Here is a 12653-nt window from a genome sequence, read left to right as displayed (position 1 = left end):
GTTCCCATCCCGAACACGGAAGTTAAGCTTCTCAGCGCCGATGGTAGTTGGGGGCTCTCCCCCTGCAAGAGTAGGACATTGCCAGGCAAACAGATAAGTCACAGGTTTTGCGTATGTGGCTTTTTTTATATGTTCAAATTAGGTCTAAAGTCACATTTCGCGAGATTAAACGCTAAATTCACGAGATTAGCTGCCGTTTTCACGAGCATTCAGGCACAAATCACGAGATTAAGCAAGAAATTCACGAGATTAGGCCCCTAGATTACGAAAAAGAAGATATGTAATGTTTTTTTCTTTAATTCACTACGTTTAGTGGAAGTATTTTAGTGGGAAAAGTATTCATAAATAATTATTATCTTTGCACGTTCCTTGTTTTATTTTAAAAGTTCTTTGGTGAAACTGATATTTAGAAACAAACTCATACAATTAACCAAAATTGTTTTTTTACATAGGATATACTGCAATATGTTAAAAGCTGCCTACATATATGAAAACTGAACCGCTTGCACTTTTCTAATAATAATGTATAATTAAAGTCAAATATAGTCAAAGTCAAGCCGTAGTAAGGAGGTGGACTTGATGAAAAATATATCTGACATCATAGAAAACTACTTGAAGAAAGTATTGGAATTGAATGGCAGTGAAATTGTTGAGATTAAAAGAAGTGAAATAGCGGATAAATTTCAATGCGTGCCATCTCAAATAAATTATGTAATAAATACTCGATTTACTATAGAAAAAGGTTATGTGGTGGAAAGTAAAAGAGGTGGAGGCGGTTATATTCGAATCATGAAGGTAAAAAGCCATGATCAGGCGCATTTAATTGACCAGCTTATTTTACTTATTAAAAATCGTATCTCCCAGTCAAACGCAGCAGATGTCATCATTAGATTAGTGGAGGAAGAGGTAATATCTAAAAGAGAAGCAAAAATTATGTTATGCGTAATGGATCGTTCTGTACTGTACCTTGAATTACCTGATAGAGATGAACTTAGAGCAAGAATACTGAAGGCTATGCTAATGACATTGAAATACAAGTAGTGAAGAGGTGTAAGTCATGATTTGTCAAGAGTGTCAAGAACGCCCGGCGACTCTATACTTTACCAAAATAATAAATGGAGAGAAAACAGAACTTCACTATTGCGAAAAATGTGCCCAAGATAAAGGTGAATTGTTCATGTTTGACGGAGAGCCAGGTTTTTCTATCAATAACTTATTAGCAGGATTATTTAATTATGATCCAATCTTGCAACAAACAAAACAAGAAGAGATTCCTAGAAACGATATTTTACAGTGTGATAATTGTAAAATGACCTTCAAACAATTTCTGAATGTAGGCAAATTTGGATGTTCACATTGTTATGAAGCCTTTAAAGATCAATTAACTCCTATATTAAAAAGACTTCACAGCGGTAATTATGAGCATCATGGCAAAATCCCTAAAAGAATTGGGGGTTCTATTCAAATTAAAAAGCAAATTAACCAATTTAGAACCGACCTGCAAGTTGCTATTCAAAATGAAGAATTTGAAAGAGCTGCAGAAATTCGTGATGAGGTTCGTGCATTAGAGGCTAGGCTTCAAACCGAAGGAGGAGAAGCCTAATGACTCTAGAAAAATTTTTATATAAAGCGATTAGTTCATGGATGAGCCAAGATGGACCGGATTCTGATATTGTTTTAAGTTCTCGAATTCGTTTAGCCCGTAACTTTAAAGAACATTTTTTCCCAACCATATATAGCCCTGAACAAGCAAAGAAAATTATAACGGAAGTTACGGAGATTTTTAACATAATAAAAGAAGACCGAAGTCAAATAGATTTGTTAAGAATGGATGATTTACAACCCCTCCAAAAAAGAGTGCTGGTTGAGAAACACCTAATAAGTCCTAATCTTGCAGATGATTCTTCGCACGGGGCTGTCATATTAACAGATGATGAAGATGTTAGTATCATGATTAACGAGGAAGATCATATTCGGATCCAATGTCTTTTCCCAGGATTACAATTAAAGGATGCTTTAGAAAAAGCAAATATAATAGATGATGTAATAGAAGAACATATACACTATGCTTTTAATGAAAAGTTCGGTTATTTAACAAGTTGTCCAACAAATGTTGGAACTGGATTGAGAGCATCTGTTATGGTTCATTTACCAGGTCTTATTTTAACTCAGAAAATAAATCGAATTATTCCTGCAATCAATCAGCTTGGATTAGTGGTAAGAGGAATATATGGAGAAGGCAGCGAAGCTCTTGGTAACATATTTCAAATCTCTAATCAAATGACATTAGGAAAGACAGAAGAGGATATTGTTTCAGATTTAACAAGTGTTGTTCAGCAAATTATCGCACAGGAAAGGTCAGCCAGAGAAGCATTGATAAAAACCTCTAACATACAATTAGAAGATAGAGTGTATCGCTCTTACGGTGTGTTGGCAAATAGTCGCATTATAGAATCAAAAGAAGCTGCACAATGTCTTTCAGATGTACGACTGGGTATTGATACAGGATATATAAAAAACGTATCAAAATCTATACTTAATGAATTAATGATATTAACGCAACCAGGATTTTTACAGCAATATGCCGGAGGACCTCTTCGCCCACATGAACGGGATATTAGAAGAGCTTCGCTAATTAGGGAACGCTTAAAACTTGAAGAAGTGAATAATAGTTAGGAGGAGATCCTTATGATGTTTGGCCGTTTTACAGAAAGAGCACAAAAAGTTCTTGCATTATCACAAGAAGAAGCGATTCGTTTACGCCACAATAATATCGGTACAGAGCATATATTACTAGGATTAGTTCAAGAGGGAGAAGGAATAGCAGCAAAAGCACTGTATGGGCTTGGACTAAGTGCAGAAAAAATTCAAACGGAAGTAGAAAATTTGATTGGCAAAGGACAAGATTCTGGGCAAACCATTCATTATACACCACGTGCTAAAAAAGTAATTGAATTGTCTATGGATGAAGCGCGTAAGCTTGGACATTCTTATGTTGGAACTGAACATATATTGTTAGGTTTAATTCGGGAAGGAGAAGGTGTGGCAGCAAGAGTGTTGAACAATTTAGGCGTTAGTCTCAATAAAGCGCGCCAACAAGTTCTTCAGCTTCTTGGAAGTAATGAAACCGGAAATCATCAAGGTGGATCCACTTCAAATGCTAATACACCAACATTAGATAGTCTTGCTCGAGACCTTACTGCTATTGCTCGCGAAGAAACACTTGACCCAGTAATTGGTCGAAGCAAGGAAATTCAACGGGTTATCGAGGTGTTAAGTAGAAGAACAAAAAATAACCCTGTCCTCATAGGGGAACCAGGTGTTGGTAAAACTGCGATTGCGGAAGGCCTGGCACAACAAATTGTAAATAATGAGGTGCCTGAAACTCTTCGTGATAAACGTGTGATGACCTTAGATATGGGTACGGTTGTTGCAGGGACAAAATACCGTGGTGAATTTGAAGATCGTTTAAAAAAGGTAATGGATGAGATTCGCCAAGCGGGAAATATTATTCTATTTATTGATGAGTTGCATACATTAATAGGTGCAGGCGGTGCAGAAGGAGCAATCGATGCGTCAAATATCCTAAAGCCGTCCTTAGCTCGTGGTGAACTTCAGTGTATTGGCGCAACAACGCTTGATGAATATCGGAAGTATATTGAAAAAGATGCAGCCTTGGAAAGACGTTTCCAGCCAATCCAAGTCGACGAACCAACAACTGAAGAATCTATTTTAATTTTAAAGGGACTTCGTGATCGTTACGAGGCTCATCATCGCGTCTCAATTACGGATGAGGCAATTGAAGCTGCAGTAAAATTATCCGATCGTTATATTTCTGATCGATTTTTACCTGATAAGGCAATTGACTTAATTGATGAAGCAGGCTCTAAGGTTCGATTACGTTCCTATACAACACCACCAAGTTTAAAGGAATTAGAAGCTAAGCTAGAAGAAATTAAAAAAGAAAAAGATGCTGCAGTTCAAAGCCAAGAATTTGAAAAAGCCGCATCTCTGCGCGATTCAGAACAACGCTTACGAGAAAAGCTAGAAGAAACGAAAAAGTCATGGAAGGAAAAACAAGGACAAGAAAATAGCGAAGTAACAGTAGAAGATATTGCAAATGTTGTATCAAGCTGGACTAGAATTCCTGTTTCCAAATTAGCGCAAACAGAAACCGATCGATTATTAAATCTGGAAGAACTTCTTCACTCACGAGTAATCGGGCAAGAAGAAGCTGTTAGGGCTATTTCTAAAGCGGTTCGACGTGCGCGTGCTGGATTGAAGGATCCAAAACGTCCAATCGGCTCGTTCATTTTCCTAGGACCAACGGGTGTTGGAAAAACAGAATTAGCTAGGGCACTTGCGGAAGCAATGTTTGGAGATGAAGATGCGATGATCCGCATCGATATGTCTGAATACATGGAGAAACATTCAACTTCAAGACTTGTAGGGTCACCTCCAGGGTATGTTGGGTTCGAAGAGGGTGGACAATTAACAGAAAAGGTACGCAGAAAACCTTATTCGGTTATTTTGCTAGATGAAATTGAAAAAGCACATCCTGATGTTTTTAATATATTGCTTCAAGTATTAGAGGACGGTCGATTGACAGATTCTAAAGGACGTACAGTCGATTTTCGAAACACCGTAGTAATAATGACTTCTAACGTTGGTGCTGAGGCTTTAAAAAGAAATAAATATGTTGGTTTCAATATCCAAGATAGTAGTAACCAAGACTATAAGGATATGAAGAGCAAGGTAATGGAAGAACTTAAGAGGGCATTCCGTCCAGAATTTTTAAATCGTGTGGATGAGATGATCGTGTTCCATGCGTTAGAAAGAGACCAACTAAAACAAATTGTATCCCTTATGTCTGAAGAATTAACAAAACGCTTAAAGGAACAAAAAATTGAATTAGAGTTAACAGAGGCTGCAAGGGAAAAAATTGCTGAAGAAGGATACGATCCAGAATATGGTGCAAGGCCACTTCGTCGTGCGATACAAAAACATATTGAAGATCGCCTATCAGAAGAGTTATTAAAAGGTACAATTTTAGAAGGGCAGCATGTAGTAATTGATGTAAAAGATGGTAAATTTGTCGTTCATTCTTCAGAAATGACTGGAACATTATCTTAGGATTTTCATAATTAAATGAAACCATTTAATTAGTTGGCACGTCTATAATAAGTAATTAATAGTTGTGGGTTGTTTCCTTATGGTAAGAGAATCGAATGATAAGGAAACAACCACATTATTTCTAAAATTGGAAGTTATTTACTTATTTGTATTTTTTCCAAAATAGTAATTCTGATTTTGATTATGCATAGATATATAGAAAGGAAGTAAAAAATGGCAAAGAAAACAACGAAATTTATTTGCCAATCTTGCGGGTATGAGTCTCCTAAGTGGATGGGAAGATGCCCAAGCTGTAATGAATGGAATCAAATGGTGGAGGAAGTTTCTGTCATTAGCAAACCAAAAGGTGCTTTTTTACATACAGCTCCAGGTACAGCAGTAAAGGCCGCTCCTATTAACACGATTCAATCAGAACAAGAGGCGAGAGTAGAGACGGATCTAATTGAACTAAATAGAGTGTTAGGAGGAGGCGTGGTACCTGGATCCTTAATCTTAATTGGGGGAGACCCTGGGATTGGTAAATCGACATTGCTTCTTCAAGTATCATCCCAGCTATCAACACATCAACATAAAGTTTTATATATTTCCGGGGAAGAGTCTGTGAAACAAACAAAACTTCGAGCAGATCGCCTCCAAATTACTTCAAATGAACTATATGTTTTTTCTGAAACAAATCTTGAAGTAATTCAACAAACCATTCAAGATTTAAACCCCAATTTTGTCATTATTGATTCCATTCAAACTATATTTCACCCTGAGGTAACATCAGCACCGGGTAGTGTTTCACAAGTAAGAGAATGTACGGCAGAATTAATGAGAATTGCGAAAACAAATGGTATTGCGATTTTCATTGTCGGGCATGTTACAAAAGAAGGAAATATTGCCGGACCACGCCTTTTAGAGCATATGGTTGACACGGTTCTTTATTTTGAAGGTGAGAGACATCATTCTTACCGTATCTTACGAGCTGTAAAAAATCGTTTTGGTTCTACAAATGAAATGGCGATATTTGAAATGAAAGAATTGGGTCTTGAAGAGGTGGCGAATCCGTCTGAAATATTTTTAGAGGAAAGGTCCAAAGGTGCTTCAGGTTCAACCGTTGTTGCCTCTATGGAAGGTACACGACCTATTTTAGTAGAGATACAGGCACTTATTTCACCCTCTATGTTTCCTACACCAAGAAGAATGGCTTCGGGGATAGATTATAACAGAGTAAATCTAATAATGGCTGTTTTGGAAAAAAGAGTCGGTATGCTTCTGCAGAATCAAGATGCCTATTTGAAGGTTGCAGGCGGTGTGAAAATTGATGAGCCGGCTGTTGATTTGGCAATTGCAGTAAGTATTGCTTCCAGCTTCCGTGATGTACCGACAAAAGCTGATGATATCGTTATTGGTGAAATCGGACTAACGGGTGAGGTTAGAAGAGTATCCAGAATCGAACAACGTGTGCAGGAAGCGGCTAAATTAGGCTTTAATCGCGTGATCATTCCGAATAATAATCTAGGTGGCTGGAAAATACCAAGCGGGATTCAAGTTATTGGTGTTTCAACAGTAAAGGAAGCGTTACAGCATGCATTAGGAGGGTGATTGGATGGAAGAAAAAAGGCCCCAACAAAAATCGATGTCAGAGATTCTGCAATTAATCGCACCTGGGACACCAATAAGAGAAGGTATTGATAATGTGTTGCGTGCAAACACTGGTGGATTAATTGTCCTTGGTTATAATGATCGGTTTAAAGTATTGGTAGATGGTGGATTCACGATAAATTGCAATTTTAGTCCAAGTTATTTATACGAATTAGCTAAAATGGACGGAGCAATTATATTAAATGAAACAGGAAGTAAAATATTAATTGCTAATGCCCAATTGGCGCCTGATGCTTCCATTTCTTCCTCTGAAACAGGGATGAGACATAGAACAGCTGAAAGAGTTGCTAAGCAAACAAAATCACTTGTTATTGCTATTTCGCAAAGAAGAAATGTTATTACGTTATATCAAGGAAGCTTTCGCTATGCTTTAAAAGACATCGGGGTTATCTTGACAAAGGCAAATCAGGCTATTCAAACGTTAGAAAAATACAAGGTTGTGTTAGATCAAAGTATAGCTAATCTATCAGTTTTGGAATTCGAAGAACTTGTAACATATAGTGATTTATTGCAAGTACTCCATCGATTAGAGATGGTCATAAGGATAAAAAAAGAACTGATTACTTATCTAAACGAATTAGGGACAGAAGGACGTTTAGTCCGGTTACAAATGAAAGAGCTTATGACAGATATTGAAGAGGAGGCAATGTTGATCATAAGAGATTATGCATTTGAGCAAAAGGCAAAACCAATCGATCTCCTTGTAAGATTTCAGGATATGGTAAGTTCAGATGTTTTAGACGATAACGTTGTGATGAAGTTATTAGGATATAATAATTTCATTCATCAGGATGAAACGGTTTTTCCGAGAGGTTATAGAGTATTAAGCAAGATTCCAAGACTTCCAATGATAATATTGGAGAATCTAATAGATACATTCTCGGCTCTTCCCAATATACTACGTGCTACTGTTGATGAACTGGATGATGTAGAAGGAATTGGTGAAGTTAGAGCACGTAAGATAAAAGATGGACTGCAATTAATTAAAGAGCAAATATTCGCTGATCGCCAGTTATAAAGGATCTTTACTTAAACTTTGATGCTTTTAGAATTCGAAAACTTTAGCTTTAGACTTTATTTGGCTAAAACTGAAGAAACCAGCAAGAAAAGATGCCCCGAAAGAGAGTCTTGTTAGGATTGATAATAAATGACGAAAAGAAACAATCATACGAAAACAGCCTAAATACACTATATTGATGAGGGGATATGTATTACAAATGTACAAATTTATATTTCGATATAACAATAAATTAACCATTCCATTACAAAATAAAAATATTCATCGATATTACGTTTTAAACTTAAGAAATTGTTTATAATTAATAGAGGAGGTGAAATAATGTTAAAAAGAATTGTGCAAGCATGCTTTCTAATAATAGGAGGAACACTAGGTATATTTTTAATACCTGAATTATTTAAACTATTTAATGTACACGATATTATCTTTCTTAATAATTCTTATGTTACTGCAATTTTAGGCGCTATTATATTTTATTTCATTACATTTTGGACAGTTGATTATGTGGTTGATTTTGTTAAATGGTTTGAGGATTCTGTTGTGAAGGCTCCAATTACGGAGATTATATCTGGAAGCTTAGGTTTAATTTTTGGTTTGCTTGTTGCCTTTTTGATGGGAATACCATTAAGTAATATTAAAATTCAATTTGTGAATTCGGTTATTCCGATTCTTTTAACTTTATTGCTTGGGTATCTAGGTTTTCAAATTGGTTTTAAAAAGCGGGAGGAATTGATGAATCTATTTACCATTTCTTCGCGTTCCAACAAAAAGAAAGCAAATATCGAAGTAGAGGAAGAAAAAAAGAACGCAAAAACATTGAAACTATTGGATACTAGTGTCATTATTGATGGTAGAATTGCTGATATTTGTCAAACAGGATTTTTGGATGGCATTATTGTTATTCCTCAATTTGTGTTAATGGAGCTTCAGCATATTGCTGATTCCTCTGATGCTCTGAAACGTAATAGAGGACGAAGAGGTTTAGATATCTTAAATCGAATTCAAAAAGAACTTCCAATTGAAGTGCAAATCTATGAAGGCGACTTCGATGATATTCAGGAAGTGGACAGTAAGTTAATTAAACTTGCAAAGTTAACGAATGGTATTGTAGTTACCAATGATTTTAACTTAAACAAGGTTTGTGAACTGCAAAATGTACAAGTATTGAATATAAATGACTTAGCGAATGCCGTTAAACCAGTTGTTTTACCTGGGGAAGAGCTAAATGTTCAATTAATTAAAGATGGAAAAGAATATCATCAAGGCATTGCTTATTTAGATGATGGTACGATGATCGTAGTAGAAGAGGGCAGAAATTATATTGGGAAACGGATTGATGTTTTAGTTACAAGCGTGCTGCAAACATCTGCTGGCCGAATGATATTTGCTAAGCCCAAACTATTAGAGAAAGCATTATAGAAGGCTCTTTTCTTAAACTTTGTTGCTTGTATGGATTGGAAATCTTATAAACAACCCAATATAAGCTAAGAATGAATAACTTTTTAAGAAAAGATGCCCCGAAACTAGGTCTAAATTAGGATTTAAAATAATATACGAAAAATAATAATCTGTACGAAAACAGTATTATTAAGGTGATAGGGGAATTAATGGATGGAATATCAGGTTATTATTCCAGCTGCAGGACAAGGAAAGCGTATGGGGGCAGGGAAAAATAAATTATTTTTGCACTTAAAGGAAAAACCAATTATTTCTCATACACTTAAGGTTTTCCTTGAGGATGTTAAATGCAGTGGAATTATTTTAGTTATTCAACCTGATGATGAAGCCTTTTTCAAGAAGTTGTTACAGACCCACAAAAAAACCGATAAAATTCATATGGTTTTTGGGGGAACGGAAAGACAATTTAGTGTTTTTAATGGTTTACAAGTTACGAAGGACTGTGACATTATTCTAGTTCATGATGGAGCCAGGCCGTTTATCAGGCATGAAGTTATTCATCAATTAGCAGAGGTTGCCCATGTAAAGGGAGCGGCGATTGCGGCAGTTCCAGTCAAGGATACCATTAAAAAAGTTCAGGATTTCCAAGTAGTGGAGACGATTGAGCGTACAAGCTTGTGGCAGGTTCAGACTCCACAAGCTTTTCGCTTTTCTCTTTTGTGGGAGGCCCATCATCAAGCAATGCAGGAAAATTTTCTTGGTACGGATGAAGCTTCGCTAGTAGAAAGGCTTCAGCACCCAGTACAAATTGTTACAGGAGATTATGATAATATTAAATTAACAACACCAGAAGATTTATATATTGCAGAGGCAATTTTAAAACAAAGAGCAAGTAATAATTAAAAGCGGAAGTCCTTGCTCATCGGCTAGCTGATGGCTGCTTGCGCTAGACCAAGACTAACTATTGAAATTACTTGTGTGATAAAAACCTTTACTTTCTGGTTATTAAAAAAGGCAAAAAGGAGCAAAATTATGTTTCGAATTGGACAAGGTTATGACGTTCATCAATTGACTGAGGATCGCCCCTTGATCATTGGCGGGATCCATATTCCCTATGAAAAAGGATTATTAGGACATTCTGATGCGGATGTGTTATTACATACGGTTGCAGATGCTTGTTTAGGAGCGATTGGAGAAGGAGATATTGGCAAGCATTTTCCAGATACAGATCCAGCTTTTAAAGATGCAGATTCAGCTAAGTTATTATCACATGTTTGGAATTTAGTTAAAGAAAAGGGTTATTGTTTGGGAAATATTGATTGTACTATCATTGCCCAAAAGCCTAAAATGGCTCCTTATATTGAACAAATACGTGGAAGGATTGCCGAGTTGTTAGAAGCTGATATTTCACAAGTAAATGTCAAAGCAACAACTACGGAAAAGCTTGGTTTTACTGGTCGAGGTGAAGGAATTGCCTCGCAAGCAGCAGTCCTTTTACAAGAAGTAAAGTAAGCACGCTTTTTTTCAAAGAATGACAGTGGTAAAATAGTACAGGACTTATAGATAAACCGAGGAGGACGTTTCAAAATGTCAAAGGATATAAGGGTACGGTATGCACCGAGTCCAACAGGACATTTACATATAGGAAATGCAAGAACCGCACTTTTCAATTATTTATTTGCTCGCAATAAAGGGGGTTCCTTTATTATTCGTATTGAAGATACGGATACAAAGCGAAATATTGAAGGCGGCGAACAAAGTCAGTTGAAGTATTTAAAATGGCTTGGTATCGATTGGGATGAAAGTGTTGATAAGGAAGGCGAGTATGGTCCATATCGCCAGTCGGAGAGAAATCACATCTACCAACAATACTATAATCAACTGCTTGAGAATGGACAGGCTTATAAATGTTATTGTACGGAAGGGGAGCTTGAGGCAGAGCGAGAGGAACAACTTGCTCGTGGTGAAACCCCACAATATTCAGGGAAATGCCGCCATCTTACAAAGGAAGATCAAGAACGTCTTGAAATGGAAGGCAGAAAGCCAAGCATTCGTTTCTTAGTACCAAAAGGTAAAGTATATACTTTTCATGATATGGTAAAAGAAGAAGTATCCTTCGAATCAGATGGAATTGGTGATTTTGTAATTGTAAAAAAAGATGGAATTCCAACTTATAATTTTGCAGTTACAGTGGATGATTACTTAATGAAAATTTCCCATGTATTACGAGGGGATGATCATATATCCAACACTCCAAAGCAATTAATGATTTACGAGGCATTCGGATGGGAACCACCGATATTCGGACATATGACTCTTATTGTCAATGAAAGTCGTAAGAAGCTAAGTAAACGAGATGAAAGTATTATACAATTTATTGAGCAATACGAAGAACTGGGATATTTGCCTGAAGCATTATTTAACTTTATAGCTTTATTAGGTTGGTCACCTAAAGGGGAAGAAGAAGTGTATTCGAAAGAGGCGTTTATCGAGAACTTCGACGCTGATCGTTTATCAAAATCACCAGCTTTATTTGATAAGCAAAAATTAGCTTGGATGAACAATCAATATATGAAAAAGGTGGACATTGATAAAGCGGTAGAACTATCATTACCACATCTCATCAAAGCAGGTTGTGTACCAAGTGAATTGTCAGAAGAGGAAAACAGCTGGGTTCGTAACCTAGTATCCTTATATCAAGAACAAATGAGTTATGGAGCGGAAATTGTAGAACTTTCTGAGCTATTCTTTAAAGATGAGATCGCTTATGACGAAGATGCAAAGGCTGTCTTAGCAGAAGAACAAGTACCAGAGGTTTTACGTGCTTTTTTAGCGGAAATTAATGCTCTTGAAGTATTTGAGGCAGAATATATTAATAAAGCAATCAAGTCAGTTCAAAAAGCAACAGGACATAAAGGGAAAAAACTGTTTATGCCGATTCGAGCTGCAGTCAGCGGACAAGTTCATGGACCAGACTTACCGAAAGCGATTCAATTGCTTGGTAAAGAAAAAATAATTAATCGAATTCAAAGTATTTTAGATTAACATTTTGTTCAAAATATTATATAGTAAGAATAAATATTAAATCATTATCCACCCGATATGCAGGGATAATATATCTTAAAGTGTTGATGAGGAGAAGTAAAAAAGCGATTGCTTACAAAAGCATTGTTCATCGTTCATGAACGAAGCTTTTAAGAGAGAACCATCACCGGCTGAAAGTGGTTTAGGCCTCTCGTTTTTTGAAATGCACCTCTGAGTCTTATTCCGAACGTTCGCAAGTAGGAGTAAGCGGAAACCCTACCGTTAAAAGGGAAAGTTGGGACATAGTGAATTTTCTATGTTCAAACAGAGTGGAACCGCGTGTGAAGCGTCTCTGTCTATTCAGAGGCGTTTTTTTGTTGTTTTGGAATAATAACCGAGGATAACTTGTTTGATTATCCTCATCTAGCAACAG

Annotated in this window: 10 protein-coding genes and 1 rRNA gene; all 11 read left to right on the top strand. The window is 36.4% G+C overall.

Translation table 11 applies throughout. The annotated features are described in order from the left end of the window. Nucleotides 1-87, top strand: a 5S ribosomal RNA gene (gene rrf / locus AC3WJF_RS10385); the annotation flags it as partial. Nucleotides 88-579: 492 nt separating this feature from the next. Further along, the gene (locus tag AC3WJF_RS10380) at nucleotides 580-1041 is read left to right on the top strand and encodes a CtsR family transcriptional regulator (protein WP_492451823.1); all 462 of its coding nucleotides are present in this window, start codon (nucleotides 580-582) and stop codon (nucleotides 1039-1041) included. A gap of 16 nt (nucleotides 1042-1057) precedes the next feature. Next, nucleotides 1058-1603, top strand: a complete 546-nt coding sequence (gene mcsA / locus AC3WJF_RS10375) for a protein-arginine kinase activator protein McsA (RefSeq protein WP_492451821.1) — start codon at nucleotides 1058-1060, stop codon at nucleotides 1601-1603. Next, complete coding sequence (gene mcsB / locus AC3WJF_RS10370) at nucleotides 1603-2676, top strand: protein-arginine kinase McsB (RefSeq protein WP_492451819.1); 1074 nt, start codon at nucleotides 1603-1605, stop codon at nucleotides 2674-2676. The genes mcsA and mcsB overlap by 1 nt, the downstream gene beginning before the upstream one ends. Before the next feature lie 12 nt (nucleotides 2677-2688). After that, on the top strand, nucleotides 2689-5133 hold the full coding sequence (gene clpC / locus AC3WJF_RS10365) for an ATP-dependent protease ATP-binding subunit ClpC (protein ID WP_492451817.1): 2445 nt from the start codon (nucleotides 2689-2691) through the stop codon (nucleotides 5131-5133). A gap of 213 nt (nucleotides 5134-5346) precedes the next feature. Then, nucleotides 5347-6720, top strand: coding sequence for a DNA repair protein RadA (gene radA / locus AC3WJF_RS10360; RefSeq protein ID WP_492451814.1), 1374 nt, complete (start codon nucleotides 5347-5349; stop codon nucleotides 6718-6720). Between the two features lie 4 nt (nucleotides 6721-6724). Continuing rightward, the gene (disA, locus tag AC3WJF_RS10355) at nucleotides 6725-7798 is read left to right on the top strand and encodes a DNA integrity scanning diadenylate cyclase DisA (protein ID WP_492451812.1); all 1074 of its coding nucleotides are present in this window, start codon (nucleotides 6725-6727) and stop codon (nucleotides 7796-7798) included. A 321-nt stretch (nucleotides 7799-8119) separates the two neighbouring features. After that, nucleotides 8120-9217, top strand: a complete 1098-nt coding sequence (locus tag AC3WJF_RS10350; protein ID WP_492451810.1) for a PIN/TRAM domain-containing protein — start codon at nucleotides 8120-8122, stop codon at nucleotides 9215-9217. 192 nt (nucleotides 9218-9409) lie between these two features. Beyond that, nucleotides 9410-10099, top strand: a complete 690-nt coding sequence (gene ispD, locus AC3WJF_RS10345; protein ID WP_492451808.1) for a 2-C-methyl-D-erythritol 4-phosphate cytidylyltransferase — start codon at nucleotides 9410-9412, stop codon at nucleotides 10097-10099. A gap of 129 nt (nucleotides 10100-10228) precedes the next feature. Then, nucleotides 10229-10708 (top strand): 2-C-methyl-D-erythritol 2,4-cyclodiphosphate synthase, encoded by a 480-nt coding sequence (ispF, locus tag AC3WJF_RS10340; RefSeq protein WP_492451806.1) that lies wholly within the window; start codon nucleotides 10229-10231, stop codon nucleotides 10706-10708. Nucleotides 10709-10783: 75 nt separating this feature from the next. Then, complete coding sequence (gene gltX / locus AC3WJF_RS10335; RefSeq protein ID WP_492451804.1) at nucleotides 10784-12241, top strand: glutamate--tRNA ligase; 1458 nt, start codon at nucleotides 10784-10786, stop codon at nucleotides 12239-12241. Nucleotides 12242-12653: the final 412 nt, after the last annotated feature.

This window comes from Heyndrickxia sp. FW510-T9 (assembly GCF_058781025.1).
The sequence above is the reverse complement of the archived record's forward strand: the minus strand, read 5'-3'. Positions and strand labels throughout refer to the sequence as shown.

Excerpts from the sequence above, each read along its gene's own strand:
- AC3WJF_RS10380 (WP_492451823.1), top strand. The coding sequence starts at position 580 with ATGAAAAATATATCTGACATCATAGAAAACTACTTGAAGAAAGTATTG.
- mcsA (WP_492451821.1), top strand. The coding sequence starts at position 1,058 with ATGATTTGTCAAGAGTGTCAAGAACGCCCGGCGACTCTATACTTTACC.
- mcsB (WP_492451819.1), top strand. The coding sequence starts at position 1,603 with ATGACTCTAGAAAAATTTTTATATAAAGCGATTAGTTCATGGATGAGC.
- clpC (WP_492451817.1), top strand. The coding sequence starts at position 2,689 with ATGATGTTTGGCCGTTTTACAGAAAGAGCACAAAAAGTTCTTGCATTA.
- radA (WP_492451814.1), top strand. The coding sequence starts at position 5,347 with ATGGCAAAGAAAACAACGAAATTTATTTGCCAATCTTGCGGGTATGAG.
- disA (WP_492451812.1), top strand. The coding sequence starts at position 6,725 with ATGGAAGAAAAAAGGCCCCAACAAAAATCGATGTCAGAGATTCTGCAA.
- AC3WJF_RS10350 (WP_492451810.1), top strand. The coding sequence starts at position 8,120 with ATGTTAAAAAGAATTGTGCAAGCATGCTTTCTAATAATAGGAGGAACA.
- ispD (WP_492451808.1), top strand. The coding sequence starts at position 9,410 with ATGGAATATCAGGTTATTATTCCAGCTGCAGGACAAGGAAAGCGTATG.
- ispF (WP_492451806.1), top strand. The coding sequence starts at position 10,229 with ATGTTTCGAATTGGACAAGGTTATGACGTTCATCAATTGACTGAGGAT.
- gltX (WP_492451804.1), top strand. The coding sequence starts at position 10,784 with ATGTCAAAGGATATAAGGGTACGGTATGCACCGAGTCCAACAGGACAT.